Source organism: Streptomyces sp. (assembly GCF_019510245.1).
GTDB lineage: Bacteria > Actinomycetota > Actinomycetes > Streptomycetales > Streptomycetaceae > Streptomyces.
Window position 1 is genome coordinate 195,305 of record NZ_JAEKKT010000117.1, and the last position, 25,929, is coordinate 221,233.

General features: G+C 71.8%; 24 protein-coding genes. 12 read left to right on the forward strand and 12 right to left on the reverse strand.

What is annotated here, in order from left to right; genetic code table 11:
- Nucleotides 1-55 precede the first annotated feature (55 nt).
- From JF597_RS09355 to JF597_RS09385, 7 genes are all read right to left on the reverse strand, one after another.
- A complete protein-coding gene (locus JF597_RS09355) occupies nucleotides 56-1,081 on the reverse strand; it encodes a LacI family DNA-binding transcriptional regulator (protein ID WP_293991651.1) in 1,026 nt (341 codons plus the stop codon).
- 99 nt (nucleotides 1,082-1,180) lie between these two features.
- Complete coding sequence (locus JF597_RS09360; RefSeq protein WP_293991654.1) at nucleotides 1,181-2,605, reverse strand: BNR repeat-containing protein; 1,425 nt, start codon at nucleotides 2,603-2,605, stop codon at nucleotides 1,181-1,183.
- Between the two features lie 19 nt (nucleotides 2,606-2,624).
- Nucleotides 2,625-2,945, reverse strand: coding sequence for an L-rhamnose mutarotase (locus JF597_RS09365; RefSeq protein ID WP_293991656.1), 321 nt, complete (start codon nucleotides 2,943-2,945; stop codon nucleotides 2,625-2,627).
- Between the two features lie 16 nt (nucleotides 2,946-2,961).
- Nucleotides 2,962-4,044: a rhamnose ABC transporter substrate-binding protein gene (rhaS, locus tag JF597_RS09370; RefSeq protein WP_293991659.1), complete on the reverse strand. Its 1,083-nt coding sequence runs from the start codon at nucleotides 4,042-4,044 to the stop codon at nucleotides 2,962-2,964.
- A gap of 118 nt (nucleotides 4,045-4,162) precedes the next feature.
- Entirely contained in the window at nucleotides 4,163-5,140 is a 978-nt protein-coding gene (locus JF597_RS09375) for an ABC transporter permease (protein WP_293991661.1), read from the reverse strand.
- On the reverse strand, nucleotides 5,133-6,173 hold the full coding sequence (locus JF597_RS09380; protein ID WP_293991663.1) for an ABC transporter permease: 1,041 nt from the start codon (nucleotides 6,171-6,173) through the stop codon (nucleotides 5,133-5,135). The genes JF597_RS09375 and JF597_RS09380 overlap by 8 nt, the downstream gene beginning before the upstream one ends.
- Nucleotides 6,170-7,687, reverse strand: coding sequence for a sugar ABC transporter ATP-binding protein (locus tag JF597_RS09385; protein ID WP_293991666.1), 1,518 nt, complete (start codon nucleotides 7,685-7,687; stop codon nucleotides 6,170-6,172). Before JF597_RS09385 ends, JF597_RS09380 begins: the two co-directional genes overlap by 4 nt.
- Before the next feature lie 266 nt (nucleotides 7,688-7,953).
- On the opposite strand from JF597_RS09385, the gene rhaI reads away from it, so the two are divergent.
- From rhaI to JF597_RS09420, 7 genes are all read left to right on the forward strand, one after another.
- Nucleotides 7,954-9,114 carry an L-rhamnose isomerase gene (gene rhaI / locus JF597_RS09390; protein ID WP_293991668.1) on the forward strand — a complete coding sequence of 387 codons (1,161 nt, stop codon included), beginning with the start codon at nucleotides 7,954-7,956 and terminating at the stop codon, nucleotides 9,112-9,114.
- A 144-nt stretch (nucleotides 9,115-9,258) separates the two neighbouring features.
- Entirely contained in the window at nucleotides 9,259-11,298 is a 2,040-nt protein-coding gene (locus JF597_RS09395) for a bifunctional aldolase/short-chain dehydrogenase (RefSeq protein ID WP_293991670.1), read from the forward strand.
- On the forward strand, nucleotides 11,295-12,740 hold the full coding sequence (locus tag JF597_RS09400) for a rhamnulokinase family protein (protein WP_293991673.1): 1,446 nt from the start codon (nucleotides 11,295-11,297) through the stop codon (nucleotides 12,738-12,740). The genes JF597_RS09395 and JF597_RS09400 overlap by 4 nt, the downstream gene beginning before the upstream one ends.
- A 129-nt stretch (nucleotides 12,741-12,869) precedes the next feature.
- On the forward strand, nucleotides 12,870-13,625 hold the full coding sequence (locus tag JF597_RS09405; protein WP_293991676.1) for a (Fe-S)-binding protein: 756 nt from the start codon (nucleotides 12,870-12,872) through the stop codon (nucleotides 13,623-13,625).
- Nucleotides 13,622-15,100 (forward strand): LutB/LldF family L-lactate oxidation iron-sulfur protein, encoded by a 1,479-nt coding sequence (locus JF597_RS09410; protein WP_293991678.1) that lies wholly within the window; start codon nucleotides 13,622-13,624, stop codon nucleotides 15,098-15,100. Before JF597_RS09405 ends, JF597_RS09410 begins: the two co-directional genes overlap by 4 nt.
- Entirely contained in the window at nucleotides 15,097-15,765 is a 669-nt protein-coding gene (locus JF597_RS09415; RefSeq protein ID WP_293991681.1) for a lactate utilization protein C, read from the forward strand. The genes JF597_RS09410 and JF597_RS09415 overlap by 4 nt, the downstream gene beginning before the upstream one ends.
- Nucleotides 15,766-15,787: 22 nt before the next feature.
- Nucleotides 15,788-16,942 carry a betaine/proline/choline family ABC transporter ATP-binding protein gene (locus JF597_RS09420; RefSeq protein WP_293991683.1) on the forward strand — a complete coding sequence of 385 codons (1,155 nt, stop codon included), beginning with the start codon at nucleotides 15,788-15,790 and terminating at the stop codon, nucleotides 16,940-16,942.
- Between the two features lie 22 nt (nucleotides 16,943-16,964).
- Here JF597_RS09420 and JF597_RS09425 read toward each other — a convergent pair whose 3' ends face one another.
- The 4 genes from JF597_RS09425 to JF597_RS09440 form a co-directional block, all read right to left on the reverse strand.
- On the reverse strand, nucleotides 16,965-17,561 hold the full coding sequence (locus tag JF597_RS09425) for a hypothetical protein (protein ID WP_293991686.1): 597 nt from the start codon (nucleotides 17,559-17,561) through the stop codon (nucleotides 16,965-16,967).
- 66 nt (nucleotides 17,562-17,627) lie between these two features.
- The gene (locus tag JF597_RS09430) at nucleotides 17,628-18,566 is read right to left on the reverse strand and encodes an ABC transporter substrate-binding protein (protein ID WP_293991687.1); all 939 of its coding nucleotides are present in this window, start codon (nucleotides 18,564-18,566) and stop codon (nucleotides 17,628-17,630) included.
- The gene (locus JF597_RS09435; RefSeq protein WP_293991768.1) at nucleotides 18,563-19,234 is read right to left on the reverse strand and encodes an ABC transporter permease; all 672 of its coding nucleotides are present in this window, start codon (nucleotides 19,232-19,234) and stop codon (nucleotides 18,563-18,565) included. Before JF597_RS09435 ends, JF597_RS09430 begins: the two co-directional genes overlap by 4 nt.
- Entirely contained in the window at nucleotides 19,231-19,911 is a 681-nt protein-coding gene (locus tag JF597_RS09440) for an ABC transporter permease (protein ID WP_293991690.1), read from the reverse strand. The genes JF597_RS09435 and JF597_RS09440 overlap by 4 nt, the downstream gene beginning before the upstream one ends.
- Before the next feature lie 342 nt (nucleotides 19,912-20,253).
- Between JF597_RS09440 and JF597_RS09445 the strand changes: the two genes are divergently transcribed.
- Together JF597_RS09445 and JF597_RS09450 are read left to right on the forward strand one after the other, a co-directional pair.
- Complete coding sequence (locus tag JF597_RS09445; RefSeq protein WP_293991693.1) at nucleotides 20,254-21,111, forward strand: MoxR family ATPase; 858 nt, start codon at nucleotides 20,254-20,256, stop codon at nucleotides 21,109-21,111.
- Complete coding sequence (locus JF597_RS09450; protein WP_293991696.1) at nucleotides 21,108-22,517, forward strand: VWA domain-containing protein; 1,410 nt, start codon at nucleotides 21,108-21,110, stop codon at nucleotides 22,515-22,517. The genes JF597_RS09445 and JF597_RS09450 overlap by 4 nt, the downstream gene beginning before the upstream one ends.
- 49 nt (nucleotides 22,518-22,566) lie before the next feature.
- Here JF597_RS09450 and JF597_RS09455 read toward each other — a convergent pair whose 3' ends face one another.
- Nucleotides 22,567-22,932, reverse strand: a complete 366-nt coding sequence (locus JF597_RS09455) for a cupin domain-containing protein (RefSeq protein WP_293991698.1) — start codon at nucleotides 22,930-22,932, stop codon at nucleotides 22,567-22,569.
- A 108-nt stretch (nucleotides 22,933-23,040) separates the two neighbouring features.
- Between JF597_RS09455 and JF597_RS09460 the strand changes: the two genes are divergently transcribed.
- From JF597_RS09460 to JF597_RS09470, 3 genes are read left to right on the forward strand one after another with little or no spacing between them, the layout of a single operon-like run.
- Nucleotides 23,041-24,192, forward strand: coding sequence for an FAD-binding oxidoreductase (locus tag JF597_RS09460; RefSeq protein ID WP_293991700.1), 1,152 nt, complete (start codon nucleotides 23,041-23,043; stop codon nucleotides 24,190-24,192).
- A complete protein-coding gene (locus JF597_RS09465; protein ID WP_293991702.1) occupies nucleotides 24,189-24,488 on the forward strand; it encodes a (2Fe-2S)-binding protein in 300 nt (99 codons plus the stop codon). The genes JF597_RS09460 and JF597_RS09465 overlap by 4 nt, the downstream gene beginning before the upstream one ends.
- Nucleotides 24,481-25,893: an NAD(P)/FAD-dependent oxidoreductase gene (locus tag JF597_RS09470; protein ID WP_293991704.1), complete on the forward strand. Its 1,413-nt coding sequence runs from the start codon at nucleotides 24,481-24,483 to the stop codon at nucleotides 25,891-25,893. Before JF597_RS09465 ends, JF597_RS09470 begins: the two co-directional genes overlap by 8 nt.
- Nucleotides 25,894-25,929: the final 36 nt, after the last annotated feature.

A 25,929-nucleotide genomic window follows, 5' to 3' on the forward strand; every position in this document is an offset into this window, starting at 1 on the left:
ACATGTCCCGGGCGGATCCGCCCCCGGGATCATGAAATCGTTACTGAACAACCGATCAGCGGGCGGCGAGGCTGGAGCGCCGCACCACCAGTTCCGGCTGGAGCACCACCCGGCGGTGTTGGTGCGCCGCCTGCCCCTCCCGCTCCTCGGTCTCCTCCAGGAGGAGGTCCGCGGCCATCGCCCCCATGGTGACGGCGGGCTGGCGGACGGAGGTCAGCGGTACGGCGGCAGCGGCGGCGAACTCGATGTCGTCGTAGCCGACGATGGCGAGGTCGTCCGGGACGACCACTCCGGCCGCGTACATGGCCTGCAGGACACCGAGGGCGAGGAGGTCGTTGGCGCAGAACACCGCGGTGGGCCGGTCGGAGAGGCCGAGCAGGCGGGCTCCCGCGTCCCGGCCGGCCGCCACGTCGAGCCGCTCGGTGGGCAGCTCGCGCAGCGCGTCCGGGCCGAGGCCGGCCTCGGCGAGGGCGTTCAGGGCGCCGGTGCGCCGGTCGCGGACCTGGTTGAAGCCGGGCGGTCCGCTGACGTAGGCGATGGACCGGTGACCGGCGTCGACGAGGTGGCGGACGGCGAGCGCGCCGCCCGCCACGTCGTCGACGCTGACCGAGCACTCGGTGGTGCCCTCGGCGACCCGGTCGACCAGCACGAAGGGGATGCCGTGCCGGCGGAAGGTCTCGATGTTGCGGCCGGTGGCGTCCGCCGGGGTGAGCAGGACGCCGCGCACCCGCTGTTCGGCGAAGAGCGAGAGGTACTCGGCCTCCTCGCCGGCGTTCTGCGCGCTGTTGCAGACCATCACGCCGAGTCCGGCGTCCCGGGCCGCCCGCTCGGCGCCCCGGGCCACGTCCACGAAGAAGGGGTTGCCCATGTCGAGGACGAGCAGGCCCATGATCCGGCTGCGGCCCGCGCGCAGCTGGCGTGCGGACTCGCTGCGGACGTAGCCGAGCCGGTCGATCGCCGACTGCACCCGCGCCCGGGTCTCGCCGGCGACGGTGTCCGGACGGTTGATGACGTTCGAGACCGTGCCCACCGAGACTCCGGCTGCGCGGGCGACGTCCTTGATACCCACCGACTGGGCCATCGGTCGAGACCTCCAGGAAACATGGACGGCGCCTTCACGGCACGGAAGGGCACATCGGGAAGGGCTTCACATTACGACAGATTCGCACGCCGGTCCGGGTCAGGCGGGCAGGGCGAAGTCGACGACGTGGAGAGCCGACGGCGTCGTGCCGCTCGACGTCTCCTGGTACATGAACGACAGGACATTGTCCGCCTTGACCCGCATCTCGTCGATCACGACCTCGCCGAAGGCGTTCAGGCCGCTGCCGTCGTACAGCAGCGCCCAGTCGGTGTAGCCGGAGGACTTCGAGGCGCCGGCGATCCTGCCGTAGGGGAAGACCGCGTAGGCGTTGTCGTACTTGTCCAGGACCAGCTTGGTGCGCTGGCTGGAGTTCAGCACGACGGGTATCTCGGTCTTCTGCCAGGTGCCGGCGGAGTTCTTGCGGAGGTGGAAGGCGCGGCCGTTGGCGGTGCGGTCGCTGACGTAGTTCGTGGTGCACTGGCCGAAGCGGCCGGGGACGTAGCTGATGATCGCGTGCGGGAGGCCGGCGGAGTCGGTCCACTGGCTCTCCTGGTTCATCAGGGAGTGGTCGGGGTTGAGGGAGTCGACGACCAGCCCGGAGTCGGTGACGGCGACGGTGTCCGGGCTGCCGGTGGTGGCGACCAGGGTTCCGGCGTCGTTGCGCCAGGTGCGGCCGCGGTCGGTGGAGTAGACGTAGCCGGTGTCGTGGTTGGTGATGCCGCCGCTGTTGCACATCACGGCCGCGTTCTGCTCGCGCCAGGTGAAGAACGAGTGCAGCCGCCCGTTGACGTCGTAGTCGATGCCGTGCAGGTACATGTTGCGGGCGGCCGACGAACCGTGCGTGCTCGTGTACGTCCCGGTGGAGCTGCTCCACTCCCCCAGCGCGGTCCAGCTCGAACCGTCGTACTCCGCAAGGGCGTTGCGGCCGTTCCCGGAGATACCCACGCGGTAGCTGAGCTGGAGCCTGCCCTCAGGGGTGGAGACGAACTGCGGGTAGGTGAACTGCGAGGTGAGCGACACCCCGTCGAGGGACGTCTGTACGGCGCCGAAGACGGCCGCTGTCCAGGCGGTGGTGCCGGGGTTGTCCAGCAGCCCGGCCGCGGACTTCACGTAGAAGAAGCCGTCGCTGTGCGAGTCCATGGTGATGTGCAGCCGGCCGTCGGTCTTCGACACGCCCATCGAGATGACGTTGTGCGAGTCGCTGGACTTGAGCTGGTGGGCGAGGGTGACGGTCGACCAGGACGCCCCGCCGAGCACCCGGCGCCCGATCACGGCGGAGCCGGTCGAGGTGTACCAGCCGGCGTACTGGTAGCCCTTGTACGTGAACAGCCCGTTCTTCTGGAACGAGTTGTTGTTGACCAGGCCGTCGTAGGAGACGAAGTAGATCGCCTGGGCGTCGAGTTGCGTGGTCTGCTGTTTGTTCACCGACGGTCCGGGGTCGGCCGCGCGGGCGGTGCCGGCGGCGAGGGCGGGGGTGGTCACGGCGCCGAGGAGGGCGGCCCCCAGCACGGTACGTCTCTTCACGAGCGGCTCCTGTCGTGATTCAGGCGAGGTGGAACACTTCGGTGAGCGGTTTCATCGCCTCGTCGGGACGGGCTCCGTCCAGGGCTTCGAAGAAGGGGCCCATCTCGGCCTGCCAGCGGGCGTTGACCTCGGTGGCCTCCATGCCGGCAAGGGCGGCCTTGAAGTCCTCGGTCTCCAGGTAGCCGACCAGCAGGCCGTCGTCGCGCAGGAAGAGCGAGTAGTTGTGCCAGCCGGTGGCGGAGAGCGCCGCGCGCATCTCCGGCCACACGGCGGCGTGGCGTTCGCGGTACTCGGCGAGGCGGTCCTGCCGGACCTTGAGGAGGAAACAGACGCGCTGCATAAGTACCGCTCTCGCGCTAGAAGTTGAACTGGTCGATGTTCTTCGCGTCGAACACGGTCGGCTTTCCGAGGTTGATCACGCCGTCCTTGCCGATGGTGTACGTGGTGTCGCCGGCCCTGAAGGTCTCGCCCTGCTTGCCGGTGATCTGCCCGGAGACCAGCGCGACGGCGGTGCGGGCGGCGAGGTCGCCGAGCTTGGCCGGGTCCCACAGCTCGAAGGCGTCGACCGTGCCGTTCTTGACGTACTGCCGCATGTCGTTGGGCGTGCCGAGGCCGGTCAGCTTGACCTTGCCCTTGTACTTGGAGCCGGAGAGGTACTGGGCGGCCGCCTTGATGCCGACGGTGGTCGGGGAGATGATCCCCTTCAGGTTCGGGTACTGCTGCAGCAGGCCCTGGGTCTGCTGGAAGGACTGCTGGGCGTCGTCGTTGCCGTAGGCGATCTTGACGAGCTTGACGTTCTTGTACTTCGGGTCCTTGAGTTCGTCCTTCATGAACCCGATCCAGGTGTTCTGGTTCGTGGCTGTCTGCGCGGCGCTCAGGATCGCGATCTCGCCCTTGTACCCGATCTGCTGGGCGAGCAGCTGCACCTCGGTGCGGCCGAGGTCCTCGGCGCTGGCCTGCGAGACGAAGGCGTTGCGGCAGCCGGCGTTGGTGTCGGAGTCGTAGGTGACGACCTTGATGCCGTTGCTCATGGCCTGCTTGAGCGCGGTGCACAGGGCGCCGGGGTCCTGGGCGGACACGGCCATGGCGTTGACCTGCTGCTGCGTCAAGGTGTTCACGTAGCTGACCTGCCCGGAGGTGTCGGTCGCACTCGACGGCCCGACCTCCTTGTACTTGCTGCCCAGCTCGGTGAGCGCCTTCTCGCCGCCCTTGTCGGCGGAGGTGAAGTAGGGGTTGTTGACCTGCTTGGGCAGGAACCCGACGGTGAGTCCCTTCTTGAGCGCCGCGTTCGGGTCGGCCTTGGCGGTGGAGGTGGCCGCGGACGACTCGTCGCTGCCGGAGTTGTTCTTGGTGGTGCCGCCGCAGGCGGTGGCAGCGAGCGCGAGCGAGGAAACGGCGGCGACGGCGACACAGACACGCCGGAGGGATGACTTACGCATGACGCGGGTCCTTTGAAAGATGGGTTCGTGAGGTGCCCCCTCTCGGGGGCGCTGGGGGTACCCCCGGCCGAAGGCTGGGGGAGGGACTGCGCGACCAGCCACAAACGGCCCGCAGTGTTCAGACGGCCTTGGCCGCCCTGTGCCGTGCCAACGAGATCTGACGGGCAACCCGGGGCCCGAGCACCGAGACGACAAGCAACACACCGGTCACGACGATCTGCGACTGCGCGGACACGTTCAGCAGACTCATCACGTTCTGCAACGCCCCGAGCAGGAACACCCCGGCGATCGCGCCGCCCAACGTGCCCTTGCCCCCGTCGAAGTCGATGCCGCCGAGCAACACCGCCGCCACCACGCTCAGTTCGAGCCCCGTCGCGTTGTCGTACCGCGCACTCGCGTAGTGCAGGGCCCAGAAGATCCCGGTGAGCGAGGCCATGAAGCCGGTGGCGACGAACAGGATCAGCTTGTTGCGCCTGACGCGGATTCCCGCGAACCGTGCCGCCTCCTCGCTCGCCCCGACGGCGAACAGCGACCGTCCGAACGGCGTGGCGTGCAGCACCAGCACCGCGATCACCAGCAGCACCAGGAACGGCAGGAAGGCCCGCGGCAGGAACGTGTCGCCGAGCCGCCCCGCCGCGAAGTCGAGGTACTGCGTGGGGAAGTCGGTCACCGCGTCGGAGCCGAGGACGATCTGCGCGATGCCCCGGTAGGCGGCGAGCGTGCCGATCGTTACGGCCAGCGACGGCAGGCCCAGCCGCGTCACCAGCAGCCCGTTGACCAGCCCGCACACCACACCGAGCAGCAGGCACAGCGGGATGATCGTCTCGATCGCCATGCCCTCGTTCCAGAGCTTGCCCATGACGGCGCCCGAGAGGCCGGCGGTCGACGCGACCGAGAGGTCGATCTCGCCGGCGACGACCAGCAGCGTCATCGGCAGGGCGATCAGCGCGATGGGAAGCGTGTTGCCGATCAGGAACGACAGGTTGAGCGAGTTCCCGAAGCCGTCGACGAAACCGAACGACAGCAGCAGGAGGACGATCAGCAGTGCGCCGACGACCGTGTCCCAGCGGACCGCGCGGGTCAGGGAGTCAGGCATGGCGGGCGCTCCTCTTCTTCAGGGCGGAGGCCACCCGCACCGCCACGATCCGGTCGACGGCGATGGCGAGCAGCAGCAGGAAGCCGTTGATGGCGAGGACCCACACGGAGCTGACCCCGAGGGCCGGCAGCACGCTGTTGATCGAGGTGAGCACCAGCGCGCCGAGGGCGGCGCCGTACACGCTCCCGGAGCCACCGGTGAAGACCACGCCGCCGACCACCACGGCGCTCACGACGGTGAGTTCGTAGCCGTTGCCGGTGCCGGAGTCGACGTTGCCGAACCGGGCGAGGTACATCGCCCCGGCGAGTCCCGCGAGGGCGCCGCAGAAGGTGTACGCGGTGAGGATCCGCTTGCGGACCGGGATGCCGGCCAGCCGGGCGGCCTCGGGGTTGGAGCCGAGGGCGTACAACTCCCGTCCGCTGCCGAAGTGCTTGAGGTAGTAGGCGGTGGCGACCAGGACCGCGAGGGCGATGAGGGCCAGCCAGGGGATCGCCGAGAGGCCGCCGGAGCCGAAGTCGACGAAGGAGCCGGAGAGGTCGGCGGCCGTGATCTGCCGGGAGCCGACCCAGATGGAGTCGACGCCCCGGATGATGTACAGCGTGCCGAGGGTGACGACGAGGGCGGGTACCTGGCCGAGGCTCACCAGCAGGCCGTTGAGGAGTCCGCAGCCGATGCCGAGCAGCACGGCGAGCAGGATCGCGACGACCGGGTTGCCGCCGCCGTGCAGGTAGTCGCCGGCGGCGAAGGCGGTGATGCCGAGGGTGGAGCCGACGGACAGGTCGACGTTGCGGGTGATCACCACGAGCGACTGGCCGGTGGCGACCAGCACCAGGATGGTGGCGTTGAGCAGCAGGTCCTTGATGCCCTGCTCGGAGAGGAACTCGCTGTTGCCGGCCTGGGTGACGGCGATCATCACCAGGAAGACGATCAGGATGGCGAGTTCACGCATCTTGAAGACGCGGTCGACGAGCCGGGTCCCCGCGGACTCGGGTGCCTCGGCGACGGGGGTGGGTTCGGAGGTGGTCACCGTCATGCGGCGGCCCTCCCCGTGGCTGCGGCCATCACGGTTTCCTCGCTGGCTTCGGAGCGCGGGATCTCGGCGGTGATCCGGCCCTCGTGCATCACCAGCACGCGGTCGGCCATGCCGAGGATCTCGGGCAGGTCGGAGGAGATCATCAGCACGGCGACCCCGTCGGCGGCCAACTCGCTCAGCAGCCGGTGCACTTCGGCTTTCGTACCGACGTCGATGCCGCGGGTCGGCTCGTCGACGATCAGTACCTTCGGGCCGGTCGCGAGCCACTTGGCGAGGACGACCTTCTGCTGGTTGCCGCCGGAGAGGGTGGAGACGGCGTCGGCGATCCGGGCGTACTTCACCTGGAGCCTGACGGCCCAGTCGAGGGAGCGGCTGCGCTCGGCACCCCGGTCGACGAGGCCCGCCTTCACGGTCGTACGCAGTCCGGTCAGGCCGATGTTCCGCTCGATGGACATGTCCATCACGAGCCCTTGGGCCCGCCGGTCCTCGGGGACGAGGGCGAGGCCGGCGGACATCGCGACGGAGGGGGCGCCGTTGGTCAGCTTCCGTCCCCTGACCTCGACTTCGCCGGCGTCCCAGCGGTCGACGCCGAACACGGCGCGGGCGACCTCGGTACGGCCGGCGCCGACCAGTCCGGCGAGGCCGACGATCTCGCCGGACCGCACCTCGAAGGAGACGTCGGTGAAGACGCCCTCTCGGGTCAGGCGCCGTACGCTCAGGGCGACTTCGCCGGGGCTGACGTCCTGCTTGGGGTACAGCTCGTCCAGGTCCCGGCCGACCATCCGGCGGACGAGGTCGTCCTCGGTCATGCCGTCGACGAGCTCGCTGGCGATCCAGGCCCCGTCCCGGAGGGTGGTGACCCGCCGGCAGATCTGGAAGATCTCTTCGAGCCGGTGCGAGATGAACAGCACGGCGGCGCCCTGCTCGCGCAGGGTGCGGACGACGCCGAAGAGGCGGGCGACCTCGCTGCCGGTGAGGGCGGCCGTCGGCTCGTCCATGATCAGGACGCGGGCGTCGAAGGAGAGCGCCTTGGCGATCTCGACGATCTGCTGGTCGGCGATGGACAGGCCGCGGGCAGGGCGGTCGGGGTCGAGGGCGACGCCGAGCCGCTTCATCAGGGCGGCGGTGGCCGCGTGGGTGGCCTTGTGGTCGATACGGCCGAGGGCGCGCCGGGGCTGGCGGCCCATGAAGATGTTCTCGGCGATCGACAGGTCGGGGAAGAGCGTGGGTTCCTGGTAGATCACGGCGATTCCGGCGTCGCGGGCGTCGCCGGGGCCGTGGAAGACGACGGGCTCGCCGTCGAGCAGCACCTGGCCGGCGTCCGGTCGGTGCACTCCGGCGAGGGTCTTGATCAGCGTCGACTTGCCCGCGCCGTTCTCTCCGGCGAGGGCGTGCACCTCGCCGGGGAACAGCTCCAGGGAGACGTCCCGCAGGGCGCGTACGGCACCGAAGGACTTGGAGACGTCCTTCAGCGCCAGCACCGGGGCCGGTCCCGTGTCGGACGGGTGGGTCATGGGGGCTCCTCGACGACACGGCGAGACGGCGGGAACCGGACCTCACGGCGTCGTGAAAGGTTTCAACTGGATTGCCGGGACCGTAGACACCACGGGCATGTCACGTCAATGGGTCCGTGTCGAAAAAATTTCGATAGCCGAAGGTCACGGCGGAGTCACGGAGAACGGGGTTGGTCGGAATGCTTGACACTCCCGTGCAGGCCTCATACTTTGCGGTTCTGAATCGTTTCACCACCCCGTTGTTCCGATCCCTCAGGAGCCCCGAAGTGACCGACCTCGCCGCGGTGAAGGCCGCGCTGAAGACCCAGGCCGTCGAAACGCCGTCGTGGGCGTACGGAAACTCGGGGACCCGCTTCAAGGTGTTCGCCCAGCAGGGCGTGCCGCGCTCGCCGAAGGAGAAGCTGGACGACGCCGCGCAGGTCCACGCCGTGACGGGGGTGGCGCCGACGGTGGCGCTGCACATCCCCTGGGACAAGGTGGACGACTACGCGGACCTGGCCAAGCACGCCGAGGAGCGGGGGCTGCGGCTGGGGGCGATCAACTCCAACACCTTCCAGGACGACGACTACAGGCTGGGCAGCATCTGCCACCCGGAGGCGGCGGTGCGCCGGAAGGCGGTCGATCACCTGCTGGAGTGCGTCGACATCATGGACGCGACGGGGTCGCAGGACCTCAAGCTGTGGTTCGCAGACGGCACGAACTACCCCGGCCAGGACGACATCCGGGACCGCCAGGACCGGCTGGCCGAGGGGCTGGCCGAGGTCTACGCGCGCCTCGGCGACGGGCAGCGGATGCTGCTGGAGTACAAGCTCTTCGAGCCGTCCTTCTACACGACCGACGTGCCGGACTGGGGGACGGCCTACGCCCACTGCCTGAAGCTGGGGCCGAAGGCGCAGGTCGTGGTCGACACCGGTCACCACGCGCCGGGCACCAACATCGAGTTCATCGTCGCGACGCTGCTGCGGGAGGGGAAGCTCGGCGGGTTCGACTTCAACTCGCGGTTCTACGCGGACGACGACCTCATGGTCGGGGCCGCGGATCCGTTCCAGCTCTTCCGGATCATGTACGAGGTGGTGCGGGGTGGTGGGTTCACGGCCGAGGTGGCCTTCATGCTGGACCAGTGCCACAACATCGAGGCGAAGATCCCGGCGATCGTCCGGTCGGTGATGAACGTGCAGGAGGCCACGGCGAAGGCGCTGCTGGTGGACCGTGCCGCTCTGGCCGACGCACAGCGAGCCGGGGACGTGCTGGCCGCGAACGCCGTGCTGATGGACGCGTACAACACGGATGTGCGGCCGTTGCTCGCCGAGGTGCGGGAGGAGATGGGGTTGGACGCCGACCCTGTTTCGGCTTACCGCCGGTCGGGGTGGGCCGAGAAGATCGTCGCCGAGCGGGTCGGAGGGGAACAGGCGGGTTGGGGGGCCTGAGCGTCTGCCCTGGGCTGTTTCATCGCGGGCTGCGGGCCGGGTGTGGCTGGTCGCGCAGTTCCTCCCCCAGCCTTCGGCTGGGGGTACCCCCAGCGCCCCAGAAGGGCGCACCGGTGTCCACTCCTCGAGAAGTTAGGAACCTTCATGTCCACCCATCCCGAAGCGGCCGCCCTCCTCGCCCGCTCGCACCGCCTCGGTGCTGATCCGCGTAACACGAACTACGCCGGCGGGAACACCTCCGCCAAGGGCACCGCGTCCGACCCCGTCACCGGCGGCGACGTCGAGCTGATGTGGGTCAAGGGGTCCGGCGGGGATCTCGGGACGCTCACCGAGGGTGGGCTGGCGGTGCTGCGGCTGGACCGGTTGCGTGCGCTCGCCGATGTCTACCCGGGGGTCGACCGCGAGGACGAGATGGTCGCCGCCTTCGACTACTGCCTGCACGGCAAGGGCGGCGCCGCGCCCTCCATCGACACCGCCATGCACGGGCTCGTCGACGCCCGGCACGTCGACCACCTGCACCCGGACTCCGGGATCGCGCTGGCCTGCGCCGCCGACGGGGAGAAGCTGACCGCGGAGTGCTTCGGAGACACGGTGGTATGGGTGCCCTGGCGACGGCCGGGGTTCCAGCTGGGGCTGGACATCGCCGCGATCAAGGCGGCCAACCCGCAGGCGATCGGGTGTGTGCTCGGCGGGCACGGGATCACCGCGTGGGGTGACAGCTCCGAGGAGTGCGAGCGCAACTCGCTGCACATCATCCGGACCGCCGAGAAATTCCTGGCGGAGCACGGGAAGGCCGAGCCGTTCGGGCCCCTCGTCGAGGGGTACGAGGCGCTGCCCGAGGCCGAGCGGCGGGAGCGGGCCGCGGCCCTCGCGCCGTACGTCCGGGCGCTCGCCTCCCAGGACAGGGCGCAGGTCGGGCGCTTCACCGACTCCGAGGTCGTCCTCGACTTCCTCGCCAGGGCCGAGCACCCGCGGCTGGCCGCGCTGGGCACGTCCTGCCCGGACCACTTCCTGCGGACGAAGGTACGGCCGCTCGTGCTCGACCTGGCGCCGGCCGCTCCGGTGGAGGAAGCCGTGGCACGGCTGCGCGAGCTGCACGCCGCCTACCGGGAGGAGTACGCCGCCTACTACCGGCGGCACGCCGACGCGGACTCCCCCGCGATGCGCGGGGCCGACCCGGCGATCGTGCTGATCCCCGGAGTCGGGATGTTCTCGTTCGGCAAGGACAAGCAGACCGCCCGGGTGGCCGGTGAGTTCTACGTCAACGCGATCAACGTGATGCGCGGGGCCGAGGCGGTGTCGTCCTACGCGCCGATCGAGGAGTCGGAGAAGTTCCGGATCGAGTACTGGGCCCTCGAGGAGGCCAAACTCCGGCGGATGCCGAAGCCGAAGGCCCTGGCCACCCGGGTGGCGCTGGTGACGGGGGCCGGCAGCGGGATCGGGAAGGCGATCGCGCACCGGCTGGTGGCCGAGGGGGCGTGTGTCGTCGTCGCCGATCTCAACGCCGAGGGCGCGGCCGCAGTGGCTCAGGAGCTGGGCGGGGCCGACAAGGCCGTCGCGGTCGCCGTGGACGTGACGTCCGAGGAGCAGATCGCGGAGGCGTTCCGGGCCGCCGCGCTCGCCTTCGGCGGAGTGGACCTCGTCGTCAACAACGCGGGGATCTCGATCTCCAAGCCACTGCTCGAGACCTCTGCCAAGGACTGGGACCTGCAGCACGACATCATGGCCCGCGGGTCCTTCCTCGTGTCGCGGGAGGCCGCGCGGGTGATGATCGCCCAGGGGCTGGGCGGGGACGTCGTCTACATCGCCTCCAAGAACGCCGTGTTCGCCGGGCCCAACAACATCGCCTACTCCGCGACCAAGGCCGACCAGGCCCACCAGGTGCGGCTGCTCGCCGCCGAGCTGGGCGAGCACGGCATCCGGGTCAACGGGGTGAACCCCGACGGTGTGGTGCGCGGGTCGGGGATCTTCGCCGGCGGGTGGGGGGCTCAGCGGGCCGCCGTCTACGGGGTGGAGGAGTCGAAGCTGGGCGAGTTCTACGCGCAGCGGACCATCCTCAAGCGCGAGGTACTGCCCGAGCATGTCGCGAACGCGGTGTTCGCGCTGACGGGCGGGGAACTGACCCACACCACCGGGCTGCATGTGCCCGTCGACGCGGGTGTGGCGGCCGCTTTCCTGCGATGAGCTCGGTGAACTCCTATGCCGCGGTGGACCTCGGCGCGTCCAGCGGACGGGTCATGGTCGGCCGGGTGAGTCCGGACTCGCTGGAGCTGGCCGAGGCGCACCGGTTCGTGAACCGGCCGGTGCGGGTGCCGGAGGGGCTGCGGTGGGACGTGCTCGGGCTGTACGCGGGGGTGTTGGAGGGGCTGCGGGCGGCGGGCCAGGTGGACTCGGTCGGCATCGACAGCTGGGCCGTGGACTACGGGCTGCTGGACGCCGACGGGGCGCTGCTCGGCAACCCGGTGCACTACCGGGACGCGCGGACCGAGGGTGTCGCCGAGAAGGTGTGGGCGACCCTGCCGGCCGCGGAGCTGTACGCCCGCACCGGGCTCCAGTACGCGCCCTTCAACACCCTCTACCAGCTGGTGGCCGCGCGGTCGAGCGCCCAGTTCGCACACGCCGAGCGGCTGCTGCTCGTCCCCGACCTGATGTCGTACTGGCTGACCGGCGAGCAGGGCACCGAACTGACCAACGCCTCCACCACCCAGCTGATCGACCCCCGGACGCGTGAGTGGTCGTACGAGGTCGCGGACCGGCTGGGGATCGACCTCGGGCTGTTCGCGCCGCTGCGGCGACCCGGGGATCCGGCCGGGTTGCTGCGGCCCGAGGTGCTGGAGGAGACGGGGCTCACCGGGCCCGTGCCGGTGACCGCCGTCGGCTCGCACGACACCGCGTCGGCGGTGGCCGCCGTACCGGCGGTCGGTGAGCGGTTCGCCTATATCTGCACCGGCACCTGGTCACTGGCCGGGCTGGAGCTGACGGCGCCCGTGCTGGCCGAGGAGAGCCGGGCCGCCAACTTCACCAACGAACTGGGGCTCGACGGCACGGTCCGCTATCTGCGCAACATCATGGGGCTGTGGCTGCTCCAGGAGTGCGTACGGGCCTGGGGCGACCCGGACCTGGGTGGGTTGCTGCGGACGGCGGCCGGCGTGCCGGCGCTGCGGTCGGTGGTGGACGCCGGTGATGCCGGGTTCCTGGCACCCGGGCGGATGCCGGAGCGGATCGCCGAGGCGTGCCGGGCCTCCGGGCAGCCGGTGCCGCGGACGCCCGGTGAGATCACCCGGTGCATTCTCGACTCGCTGGCGCTCGCCCACCGGCGGGCGGTCGCCCAGGCGCAGCGGCTCGCCGACCATCCGGTGGACACGGTGTACGTGGTGGGCGGTGGCACGCGCAACGCGCTGCTCTGCCAGCTCACCGCCGACGCCTGCGGGCTGCCGGTGGTGGCGGGGCCGACCGAGGCGGCCGCCTTCGGGAACGTGCTGGTCCAGGCCCGCACGCACGGTGTCGTCGGTGACCTCGCCGACATGCGGCGGCTGCTCACCCGCACCCAGCCGCTGACCCGGTACACGCCGCAGGGCGACACCTCCCGCTGGGAGGCGGCCGAGGCCCGGCTGACCACCCGCTGACCACTCCTCACCAGGCACCGCCGGCCGGTCGGCGGCGGCCCCGACTCGCCACACGGTGACCGGGTCTCCCTTTGATCTCACCGGCCCACTACGCTGCACTCATCCGATGATCGACCTCTAGGAGCCGCGATGCGTGTCGCTCTCTTCCTGACCTGCGTCAACGACACGCTCTATCCGGACACCGGCCGTGCCGTGGTGAAACTCCTGACCAGGTTGGGCGTCGAGGTCGATTTCCCGATGGCGCAGACCTGCTGCGGACAGGCCCACTACAACACCGGATACCGTCATGAGGCGGAGCCGCTGGCCCGGCATTTCTCCGATGTATTCGGGGAGTACGAGGCGATCGTGACCCCGTCCGGGTCGTGCGGGGCGATGGTGCGGGAGCTGTATCCGCGGATGGGCGAGCGGGCGCGGGCGGAGGGACGCGGGAGCGGGCTGGCGGCGGCGCTGGCGCCGGTGGTGCCGAAGACGTACGAGCTCACGGAGTTCCTGGTGGACGTCCTGGGGGTGACGGACGTCGGCGCATATTATCCGCACCATGTCACCTACCACCCGACCTGCCACGGACTGCGGAGTCTGGGGCTCGGCGACCGCCCCCGCCGTCTCCTCCAGGCCGTCAAGGGCCTGGAGCTGGTGGAGCTGCCGGGCGCGGAGGAGTGCTGCGGGTTCGGTGGCACGTTCGCGGTGAAGAACCCCGACGTGTCGGCCGCGATGGGCACGGACAAGGTGCGCAACGCCGAGTCGACCGGCGCGGAGGTGCTGTGCGCGGCCGACAACTCCTGCCTGATGCACATCGGCGGCACCATGACCCGGCTCGGCAGCGGGCTGCGGCCGGTGCACATCGCGGAGATCCTGGCGAGCACGGAGGAGGACCCGGCCGCATGAGCGGGACGTATCTGGGGATGCCGGCCTTCCCGAAGGCCGCGCACGAGGCCGTCAACAATCCCACGCTGCGCGGGAATCTGCGCCATGCCACGCACACCATCCGCGCCAAGCGGGCCAAGGCGGTCGGGGAGGTGTCCGACTGGGCCGCGCTGCGCGAGGCGGGCAAGCGGATCAAGGACCACACGCTCCGCCATCTCGACCGCTACCTGGTCCAGCTGGAGGAGTCGGTGACGGCGGCCGGCGGTACGGTCCACTGGGCCGCGGACGCCGACGAGGCGAACCGGATCGTCACCGAACTGGTCAAGGCGACCGGTGAGTCGGAGGTCGTGAAGGTCAAGTCGATGGCCACGCAGGAGATCGGGCTCAACGAGGCCCTCGAAGCGGAGGGCATCCGGGCCTACGAGACCGATCTCGCCGAACTGATCGTGCAGCTCGGCCACGACCGGCCCTCGCACATCCTCGTGCCCGCCATCCACCGCAACCGCGGTGAGATCAGGGACATCTTCCGGCGCGAGATGGGCGCATGGGGGCGCCCGGCCCCCGAGGGGCTGACCGACACCCCCGCCGAACTGGCGGAGGCGGCCCGGCTCCACCTGCGCGAGAAGTTCCTCCGCGCCAAGGTCGGGATCTCCGGCGCCAACTTCATGGTCGCCGAGACCGGCACCCTGGTCGTCGTCGAGTCCGAGGGCAACGGCCGGATGTGCCTCACCCTGCCGGAGACCCTGATCTCGGTCGTCGGCATCGAGAAGATCGTGCCGGCCTGGCGGGACCTGGAGGTCTTCCTCCAGACCCTCCCCCGCTCCTCCACCGCCGAGCGGATGAACCCGTACACGTCGACGTGGACCGGCACGACCGACGGCGACGGCCCGCAGGCCTTCCACCTGGTCCTCCTCGACAACGGCCGCACCGACACCCTCGCCGACGAGGTCGGCCGCCAGGCCCTGCGCTGCATCCGCTGCTCGGCCTGCCTCAACGTCTGCCCGGTCTACGAGCGGGCCGGCGGCCACGCCTACGGCTCGGTCTACCCCGGCCCGATCGGCGCCATCCTCAGCCCCCAGCTGAGGGGCACGCAGAGCGAGATCGACGCCTCGCTCCCGTACGCCTCCTCGCTGTGCGGGGCCTGCTACGAGGTCTGCCCGGTCGCCATCGACATCCCCGAGGTGCTGGTGCACCTGCGCGAGCGGGTCGTCGAGGGCGGCGAGGCGGTCCGCGGCGGCAACAAGGTGCTGCTCAAGCCGGCCAGGGGACACGCGGCCGAGCGGGCGGCGATGCGCGCGGCCCGCTGGGCGCTCTCGCACCCGGCGGCCCTGCGCACCGGCCAGCGGCTCGCCTCCCGCAGCCGCCGTCTGCATCCCCGTACGCTGCCGGGCCCCGGCCGGGCGTGGACGGGGACCCGGGACCTGCCCGCCGTACCGGCGGAGCCGTTCCGGGACTGGTGGCAGCGGACCGGCGGCGGAAAGGGCGGGGCGAAGTGAGCAGCAGGGAGCGGATCCTGGGCCGGGTGCGGCGGGCGCTGGCCGGGGCAGGGGACGAGGAAACGCCCGTCGAGCGGGCGTATCTGCGCGAGCACGGGGAGCGGAGCCTCACGGAGACGGTGGATCTGCTCGCCGAGAACCTGGCGGACTACCGGGCGGTCGTGCACCGGTGCGCGGCGGACGAACTGGCCGCCACGATCGGTCGGTTGATCGCCCAGCGCGGTTCGGGGACGGTGGCCGTGCCCACCGGGCTCCCCCCGGAGTGGCTCGCGGCGACCGGGGCCGAGCAGATTGCGGACCGGGCCGAGAGCACCCCGCACGAACTCGACCGGGTCGGCAGCGTGGTCACCGGATGTGCGGTGGCGATCGCCGAGACCGGGACGATCGTGCTGGACGGCGGCCCGGACCAGGGCCGCCGCCGGATCACCCTCGTCCCCGATCACCACATCTGCGTGGTACGGGTCCCGGAGCAGGTCGTGTCCTCGGTGCCCCAGGCCCTCGAACGGCTCGACCCGGCCCGCCCGTTGACCTGGATCTCCGGCCCCTCCGCGACCAGTGACATCGAGCTGGACCGGGTCGAGGGGGTGCACGGTCCGCGCACCCTGGAGGTCGTGCTCGTCGGCGGCACCCCGCAGACCACCGAGGTCAACGCGGGCGATTCGTGACGCTCGCGGCTAACGTATGGGAATGATCCGGTTCGAGCAGGTCACCAAGCGGTACGCGGACGGGACGACCGCGGTGGACGGGCTCTCCTTCGAGGTGGCCGAGGGTGAACTCGTCACGCTCGTCGGTCCCTCCGGCTGCGGCAAGACCACGACGATGATGATGGTCAACCGGCTCATCGAACCGACCTCGGGCCGCATCCTCGTCGACGGCGCGGACGTCGCCGGGGTCGACCCGGTGCGGCTGCGCCGGCGGATCGGCTATGTCATCCAGCAGGTGGGCCTGTTCCCGCACCGCACCGTCCTCGACAACACCGCGACCGTCCCCGCCCTGCTCGGCTGGAAAAGGGCCAGGGCCCGGGCCCGCGCCGCCGAACTGCTCGACCTCGTCGGCCTGGACCCCAAGACGTACGGGCCGCGCTACCCGGACCAGCTCTCCGGCGGCCAGCGGCAGCGCGTCGGCGTGGCCCGGGCGCTCGCCGCCGATCCCCCGGTGCTGCTGATGGACGAGCCGTTCGGCGCGGTCGACCCCGTGGTGCGTGAGCAGTTGCAGGACGAGTTCCTCCGGATGCAGGCCGCCGTGCGCAAGACCGTGCTGCTGGTGACGCACGACATCGAGGAGGCGGTGCGGCTCGGTGACCGGATCGCGGTGTACGGGCAGGGGCGGATCGAGCAGTTCGACACCCCGGGTGCGGTGCTGGGCAGGCCGGCCACGCCGTACGTGGCCGGGTTCGTGGGGGCGGACCGCGGGCTGAAACGGCTGTCGGTGACCGCGATCGAGCCGGACGACCTGCAGCAGCCGCCGGTCGCCCGCCTGGGCGAGTCCGCCGAGAGCGCCGCCGCACGGTTGCGGGCCGAGGGCGCCCGGTGGGCGGTGGTCCTGGACGCGCACGGCGACCTGCACGGCTGGGTGGGCCGGGACGAGCTGGCGGCGGGCGGCACGGTCGACGCCCTCGCTCACCGGATGACCGCGTGGGTGCCGGTGGGCGCCCCGCTGAAGCAGGCGTTCGGAGTGATGCTCCAGTACGACGCCGGGTGGGTCGCGGTGCTGGACGGTTCGCGCTTCCTCGGGGTGCTCACCCCGGCCAAGCTCCACGAGGCGCTGCGCCGCTCGGTGGACGCGGAGGCGCGCGGCGTCTCGCGGGGCCAGGTGCGGTTCGACTCGGTCTCCGGCGCCTGACCGGCAGGGGCGGCCGCGGTCGTCAGCAGTACGTCATCGGGCAGCCACGGCGCAGCGAGTGCTGGGCGGCGCGCAGGTAGAGCGCGACGTAGAAGGAGGTGTCCAGGTCCTGACCCCACGGACCGGGGCGGGACTCGGCCGTTTCCTTCGCCGGACCCTCCAGGAACCACATCGTCAGGTCGAGGTTGTCGCAGGCCTCCGGTATCGCCTCGACGGGAAGCCCGATCACCGCTGCGAGCCGCTGCGCGAGGGCGAGCACCTCGGGTGCGCCGGCGACCACCGTCTCGTCGGTGTAGGCGGATGCGACGGGCAGCCGGATCTCGTCGCCGAGCGAGAAGGGCACCAGCACCGTCCAGCCCAGCAGCAGCTCCCCCTCGCTCGGTGACAGGTGCTCCCCACACAGTGCGCCGAACCCGTCCATGGGCGGTACCAGCTTCTCCTCGAAGGACAGCCCCGAGCCGCGCACGAAGGCGGCCGCCTCGGGCACCGACTCGTACGGCGCCAGCCCGCGCCGCCGCAGCTCCTCGTCGAGGGCCGCGGCGAGGGCGCCCTTGCCGCCCTCGTCCTCGTCGCCGTCGAGCCACTCCTGCGCACCGACACTCACCAGATAGATCCCCATGCCTCGAACGTACCGCCCGCCACTGACAACGGCCCGGGCCGTCGCCCCACCGGCCGCCGCCTGCCGTCACTTCAGCAGGCCCTTGTCCCGCAGATAGGTCCGGGCCACGTCCTCGGGCAGTCGCCGCCAGCTGTCGACCTGCTGGTTCATCGAGGCCAGGTCGGCCGTCGTGAGGACGTCGTTGACCCTGCCGAGCGCCCTGGTGACCCGCTCGCTGCCGGCCCGCGCGCGGTTGACGACCGGGACGACGTAGTCGGCGTTCTGAAGATGTCTGTCGTCGGCGAGCAGGACCAGCCCGAACTGGTCGAGGGTCGCGTCGGTGGTCGTGGTCAGCACCATCTGGTCCTGGCCGCTCTGCACCGCCCGCTTGGCCTGGGTGGTGCCGACGCCCTTGGGGTCGACGCCGGTGATGTCGATGCCGTAGACCTTCTTCAGCCCCGGCTCGCAGTACGGCCGTTGCACGCATTCGTCGCCCGCCGCGAGCCGTACCTTCAGTCCCGAGGCGCCGAGGTCGCTGAGGGTCCTGAGGTGGTGCTGCCGGGCGTACGCGGCGGTGACCGCGAAGGCGTTCTGGTCCACCGCCCTGCCGGGGTCGAGGACGGTGAGGCCGCGGGGGGTGGCGAGGCGGCGCAGTGCCCGCATCGTGGTGGTCAGGTCCGGGGAGCCCACGGGTGGTGCGTCGGGCCCGTTGGTCTTGGCGTCGAGCCAGTCGGCGAAGGTGGCCGCGTATTCGGGGACCACGTCGATCTGCCCGGACTCCAGAGCGGGTTCGTAGAGTTCGCGGTTGGCGACGGTGATGAAGGAGGTCTTGTATCCCGCCTGGTCCAGGAGCTGGGCGTACATCTGGGCGAGCAGGTCGCTCTCGGTGAAGCCGGCGGAGCCGACGGTCAGGTGCTTGCTGTCGCCCGGGGGTGCGGTGACCTCGCCGCGGTTCTCCAGGGAGGGGCCGGCGGTGCAGGCGGTGAGGGTGAGGAGCAGGGCACCGGCCGCCGTCCGCAGTCTCATCGCGTGCCCCGCAGCCAGACCGGGGCCAGGCGCTCGGCGAGTTCGAAGACACCCTCGACGATCAGGGCGAAGACCGCGACCAGGAACGCTCCGGCGACCACCATGGGTGTGCTGGCCAGGTTGAATCCGGCGGTGATGATCCGGCCCAGTCCGCCACCGCCGGCGAGCGCGGCGATGGTGGCGGTGGCGACGAGCTGGACGGCGGCGATCCGCACTCCGTTGAGGACCAGGGGGAGCGAGAGGGGCAGTTCGACACGGAACAGCACTTGTCGCCCGGTCATCCCCATCCCCCGCGCGGCCTGCACGGTGCTTCGGTCGACCTCGCGCATGCCGACGTAGGCATTGGTGAGCAGGGGCGGCACGGCGAAGAGCACCAGGGCGACCACGGTGGGGCCCTCGCCCCATCTGCCGATCGGGGTGAGGAGGAGCAGCACCAGGACGGCGAAGGTGGGGACGGCCCGGCCGACGTTGGAGATGTTCACGGCGAGCGCGCCGCCCTTGCCGAGGTGGCCGAGGACCAGCGCGACCGGCAGCGCGATCAGGCAGCTGACGACGAGGCAGACGACGGTGAGGACGAGGTGCTGGAGCAGCCGGTGCCCGATGCCGTCCTCCCCGGCCCAGTGCGCGGGGTCGGTGAGCCAGGCCCAGGCGTCGGCGAGGGTGTTCACGCGCGGTCCGCCCGCGTCCACGGGGTGAGCATCCGCTGCACGCCGAGCAGCAGCAGGTCGGCGGCGACGGCGATCAGCACGCAGAGCACCGAGGCGGTGAGCACCTGGGCCTTGAAGTAGGTGTTCATGCCGGCGTAGATCAGGTTGCCGAGTCCGCCGAAGCCGACGATCGCGCCGACGGTGACCAGGGAGACCGCGGAGACGGTGGCGATGCGCAGGCCGGCCATCGCGGCGGGCAGCGCGAGGGGCAGTTCGACGGCGAGCAGGAGGCGGATCGGGCCGTAGCCCAGGCCGCGGGCGGCCTGCCGGGTCTCTTCGGGGACGGCGCGCAGTCCCGCCAGGATGTTGCGGACGAGCAGGGTGAGCGAGTAGAGCACCAGCCCCGCGACGACGAGGGAGGCCGAGAGGCCGTACACGGGCAGGAGCAGGGAGAACATCGCCAGGGAGGGGATGGTGTAGAGGATGGTCGTGACGCCGAGGACGGGTCCGGCCGACCAGCGCCGGTGGCGGGCCAGCAGGGCCAGGGGGACGGCGATGACGAGTCCGAGGAGCACCGAGACCGCGGTGAGCCGGACGTGCTGGCCGACCGCGTCGAGGAGGATCTGGCGGCGGCTGGTCAGATATGCGCCGCAGATCCACTCGTTGCGCGCGAGGCAGTCGTTCGGGGGCGCGGTCACGCCTCCATTGCACCGGGTGGGCGACCGGCCGGGCGCGTTCTGGTGATCCGTTAGGGCGGCTGCTTCATGCCGGCCGCGTCCAGCCGCGTGGTCACCGTCGCCGTGACCAGCCCGTCGTCGAGGTGCTCGATCCGGGCGCCGGCCCCCGTCGAAGACCAGCATGAGCTGCCGGGCGAGCAGGACCGGATCCGCCGCGCCGCCCTGTCCGGCCCGCTCCTGCGTGGATCCTGTGAGGAAACCGACCGGTATACAGGGTGGCAGGGGAGGTGAACAAGCGCTTAGATAGGAACCCCGACCGGTTCGCCGCACGCGTTCCACGACCCTGATCAGCCGGAGGCCCCGTTGTTCACTTCCGTCGACGACGTCTCCGCCCGCCTCGCGGAGACCGGCTACCTCGCCTCCCCCGCCGTCGCCACCACCGTCTTCCTGGCCGACCGGCTGGGCAAACCGCTCCTCGTCGAGGGCCCCGCCGGGGTGGGCAAGACCGAGCTGGCGAAGGCCGTGGCCCAGGTCGCCGGGGCCCGGCTGGTACGGCTGCAGTGCTACGAGGGCGTGGACGAGTCCCGGGCGCTGTACGAGTGGAACCACGCCAAGCAACTGCTGCGGATCAGCGCCGGCCGGGACGAGACCTGGGACGAGGCCCGCACCGACATCTTCAGCGAGGAGTTCCTGCTCCCCCGCCCGCTGCTCACCGCGATCCGGGGCGACGACCCGAAGGTGCTGCTGATCGACGAGACCGACAAGGCCGACGTCGAGGTGGAGGGCCTGCTCCTGGAGGTGCTCAGCGACTTCCAGGTGACGGTGCCGGAGCTGGGTACGGTCACCGCGACCCGCCGCCCCTTCGTCGTGCTCACCTCCAACGCAAGCCGCGAGCTGTCCGAGGCGCTGCGCCGCCGCTGCCTGTTCCTGCACATCGGCTTCCCGGACGAGGAGCTGGAGCGCCGGATCGTACGGCTGAAGGTGCCGGGGCTCACCGAGGCGCTCACCGAGTCCGTGGTCCGCGTGGTCGGGGCGCTGCGGGCGATGGACCTGCGCAAGGTCCCCTCGGTGGCGGAGACGATCGACTGGGCGCGCACGCTGCTGGCCCTGGGGGCCGACACGCTGGACGAGCAGGTGGTACGCGCTTCCCTGGGCGTGATCCTCAAGCACCAGGACGACATCCAGAAGGCGGCCGCCAAGCTGGACCTGGACGCGCTGTGAGCACACCGGCCGACGCATCGGCCGCCTCGCCGGCCGGTGCTCCGGCCGACCTCGCCGAGCGGCTGACGGGGCTGGCCGGCGCGCTGCGGACGCACGGGGTGCGGATCGGCACCGGGGAGACCGTGGACGCGGGCCGGGCGGTGGCGGCGCTGGGCCTGGCGGACCGGGAGCTGCTGCGCGAGGGGCTGGCCGCGACCCTGCTGCACGGCACCGGGCAACGGGCCGTGTTTGACCAGGTCTTCGACCTCTACTTCCCGCGCGCGGTGGGCGCGCCCGGCGGTGGTTCCGGCGACCCGTCCGCCGACCGGGAGGAGCTGCGGGAGCGGCTCGCCGCCGCGCTGGCGGACGACGACAGCACGCTGCTGCGGCAGTTGGCGGCCGAGGCCGTGGACGGCCTGGGCGGGTACGGGAGTTCGCCGGGCTCCGACGGCTGGTCGTCGTACCAGACCCTGGACCGGCTGCGGCCGCAGACGCTGCTCGCGCGGGTGCGGTCGGACGTCCGGGCGCGCGGCGGGACCGGATCCGGGTTCACGGACCGGCTGCTCGACGACGAGATCCGGCGGCGGATCGAGGCCTTCCGGGGCATGGTCGCGGCGGAGGCCCGGCGCCGGGTGGCCGAGCGGCGCGGCCGGGACCGGATCGCCCGGCGGGCGGTGGCGCCGTCCGCCGACCGGGTGGACTTCCTGTCCGCCGGCCGGGAGCAGCTCACCGAGCTGCGCAGGACCGTGCAGCCGCTGGCGCGGAAGCTGGCCACCCGGCTGGCCGCGCGCCGCCGCCGGGCCGCGCGCGGCACCATCGACCTGCGGCGCACCCTGCGTGGCTCGCTGTCGACGGGCGGGGTGCCGATGCGGCCGGTGCTGCGCCGGCGCCGCCCGGTCCGCCCCGAGCTGGTGCTGCTGTGCGACGTCTCGGGCTCGGTGTCGGGGTTCTCCGACTTCACGATGCTGCTGGTGCAGGCGCTGCACGACCAGTTCAGCAAGGTCCGGGTGTTCGCGTTCGTCAACCGGATCGACGAGGTGACCGGCCTCCTGGAGCACGGCCGGGCCGATCCGGAGGGGCTGGGCGCGCGCATCCGCGCCGAGGCGACGCTCACCGGCTGGCACGGCAGCAGCGACTACGGCGTCGCGCTCGGCGAGTTCGCGGAGCGGTACGGAGCCGCGGTGGGCCCGCGGACCACGGTCTTCGTGCTCGGCGACGCCCGCACCAACAACCTCGACCCGAACCTCGCCGCCGTCCGCCGGATCGCCGGACAGGCGCGGCGCGTCTACTGGCTGAACCCCGAACCGCACTCCCTGTGGGGCACCGGCGACTCGGCCGCGCCGGACTACGCGGAGCTGGTGGAGATGCACGAGTGCCGCACCGCCCGCCAGCTCGGCGGGCTGATCGGGCGGCTGCTGCCGGTGTGACACACCGGGTGCCGTGAGCTACGGAAGGTGACGGCACCCGCGGTTGCTCTCAGCTCTCCTTGGCCTTCGCGTAGTCCGTCGCCATGCCGCCGGCGAAGTCGTACACGATGACCTGCTCGTCCCCGACGACCCAGGCGTCGTGTCCCGGCGGAAGGACGAAGACGTCGCCGGGGCCGATCTCGCCCTCGCCGCCGTCGTCCATGACGAGGTGCATCCTGCCCTGCACCACATAGCCGTTGTGGTGGACCATGCAGCTCTCGGTGCCCGCGATCGGCGCCACCGACTCCGACCAGCGCCAGCCCGGCTCGAAGGTGCCGATGGCGAAGTCGAGGCCGGTCAGGTGCACGGCCTCCAGGTGGCCACGGGGGAAGTCACGCCGCTCGTCCGGCTTGTCGACCGTCTTGATCTCCAGCATGACGGTGTCCTCCCTTCGAACTCCCGTCCACCACTCCATCGTCTTCCTGTCAACTCGGGAGCGCCATTCGGTCTTCCGCCGCAGTGTGCCATGTGACATATTACTGACGTGAGCATGCGACTGACCTGCGACGTCGTAGTGATCGGGGCGGGCATGGCAGGCGCCGCCTGTGCCCTGTACGCGTCCCGGGCGGGTCTGGACGTCATCGTGGTGGACCGTGGCCCGGTGGCCGGCGGCACGACCGGGGCGGGTGAGGGCAATCTGCTCGTCTCCGACAAGGAGCCCGGGCCCGAGCTCGAACTCGCCCTGCTGTCCGGCCGGTTGTGGACCGGCCTGGCCGGGGAGTTCGGTGACCGGATCGAGTACGAACCCAAGGGCGGGGTGGTCGTCGCCGCCGAACCCGAAGGGCTGGCCGCCCTGGCCGGGCTCGCTGCCGGGCAACGGGCCGCCGGGGTCACGGCGGAGCACGTCGACGCGGATCAACTGCACGACCTCGAGCCGCACTTGGCTGCCGGGCTGGCGGGCGGGATGCACTATCCGCAGGACGCCCAGGTCATGCCGACCCTCGCTGCCGCGCATCTCCTGCGGGCCTCGGGCGCCCGCCTGTCGACCGGCCGCACGGTGACGGAGGTGCTGCGCGGCGCCGGCGGTACCGTACGCGGTGTCCGCACCGACCGCGGCGACATCCACGCCCCGGCCGTGGTCAACGCGGCCGGGACCTGGGGCGGTGAGGTGGCCGCGCTCGCGGGGGTGCGCCTGCCCGTCCTCCCCCGGCGCGGCTTCGTCCTGGTCACCGAGCCGTTGCCGCGCCGGGTACGGCACAAGGTGTACGCCGCCGACTACGTGGCCGACGTGGCCAGCGACTCGGCCGCCCTGCAGACCTCGCCGGTCGTCGAGGGCACGGCGGCCGGGCCCGTCCTGATCGGCGCGAGCCGCGAACGCGTCGGCTTCGACCGGTCGTTCTCGCTGCCGGCCGTACGGGCGCTGGCGGCCGGCGCCATCCGGCTGTTCCCCTTCCTCTCCGGCGTCCGGGCGATGCGCACCTACCTGGGCTTCCGCCCTTACCTGCCCGACCACCTCCCCGCCATCGGCCCCGATCCCAGGGCGCCCGGCCTGTTCCACGCCTGCGGGCACGAGGGGGCGGGCATCGGACTGGCCACCGGTACCGGGCAGTTGCTCGCCCAGGTGCTGAGCGGCAGGGCACCCGAGCTGGACCTGACCCCGTTCCGTCCCGAGCGTTTCGGCGAGGAGAGCGCGTGAACCCCCTTCAGCTGGTGCGGGCCCGGCCGGGCCCGGCCTTCACCGTCACCTTCGACGGGCGCGAGATCGTGGCGCTGCCGGGCCAGACGGTCGCGGCCGCGCTCTGGGCGTCCGGTGTCACGTCCTGGCGGACGACCCGCGGCGAGGGCCGTCCGCGCGGGGTCTTCTGCGGGATCGGCGTCTGCTTCGACTGCCTGGTCACGGTCAACGGCCGCCCCAATCAGCGGGCTTGCCTGGTGCCCGCGCACCCGGGCGACGAGATCCGTACGCAGGAGGGGACGGGGCACGATGGCTGACGCGGGCCGCCGGGAGCCGGCACCCCGGCTCGCCGTGATCGGCGCGGGCCCCGCCGGTCTCGCCGCCACCCTGGCCGCCGCCCGGCGCGGCGTACGGGTCACCCTGGTCGACGCGGCCCCCGAAGCGGGCGGCCAGTTCTACCGGCAGCCCGCCGCCGGGCTCGGCGCCCGCCGCCCGCAGGCGCTGCACCACCGCCGGCGCGGCTGGGAGCGGCTGCGCGCCGGCCTGGACGGGCTCGTCGCGGCAGGGCTGGTGGCGCATCTGCGGGACCACCACGTGTGGTGCGTGACCCGGCGACGGTCCGGTTTCACCGTGCACGCCCTGCTCGGCCCCGAGCAAGAGCAGCCCGTCGAGGTTGCCGCGGACGGCGTGCTGCTCGCCACCGGCGGCTACGAGAAGGTGCTGCCCTTCCCCGGCTGGACGCTCCCCGGTGTCGTCACGGCGGGCGGGGCACAGGCCATGCTGAAGGGCGGACTGGTCCTGCCGGGCCGTACGGCGGTCGTCGCCGGTACCGGACCGCTGCTGCTGCCGGTCGCGACCGGGCTCGCGGCGGCGGGCGCCCGGGTGGCGGCCCTGGTGGAGTCCGCGGACCCGCGGGCCTTCGTACGGCACTCCCCCGCACTGGCCGCCCAGCCGGACAAGCTCGCCGAAGGCGCCCACTACGCGGCCCGGTTGCTGCGGCACGGCGTCCGGACCCTGGTCCACCACACCGTCGTCGAGGCACACGGCGACCAGCGGCTCCAGGCCGTCACCGTCGCCGCGCTGGACACGGCGGGCCGGGTCCGGCCGGGCACGCTGCGGCGCATCGGCTGCGACACCCTGGCCGTCGGGCACGGCATGCTCCCGCACACCGACCTCGCCGAGGGCCTGGGCTGCCGGATCGACGAGGTCGCGGTGCACGTGGACGACGAGCAGCGCACCGACGTACCGGGGGTGTGGGCGGCCGGCGAGGCCACCGGCGTCGGCGGCGCGGTCCTCGCCCTCGCCGAGGGGCACATCGCGGGCCGGTCCGCCGCCGCGCGGCTGTCCGGCCGGGAGCCGGACCCGCGTCGCTGGGCGGGGGCCGCCCGGGCCCGTGCCGGGCTGCGGCGGTTCGCCGTGACGATGGACGAGGCGTACGCACCGCCCGCGCACTGGACCGAGCAGGTCACGGACGACACGGTCGTCTGCCGCTGCGAGGAGGTCACCGGCGGTGCGGTCCGGCGGGCCGCGACCGAGCTGGGCGCCGGAGACGTACGGACCGTCAAGCTGCTCACGCGGGCCGGAATGGGCTGGTGCCAGGGGCGGATGTGCGGGCCCGCGGTCGCCGGGCTCACCGGCTGCCCGCAGACGGCGGCCCGCAGGCCGTTCGCCGGGCCGGTGCCGCTCGGGGTGCTCGCACGGGCCGGCGGCACCGACGACTAACAGTGCCATGTCACCTAGCACCCGGATCACTCGGAC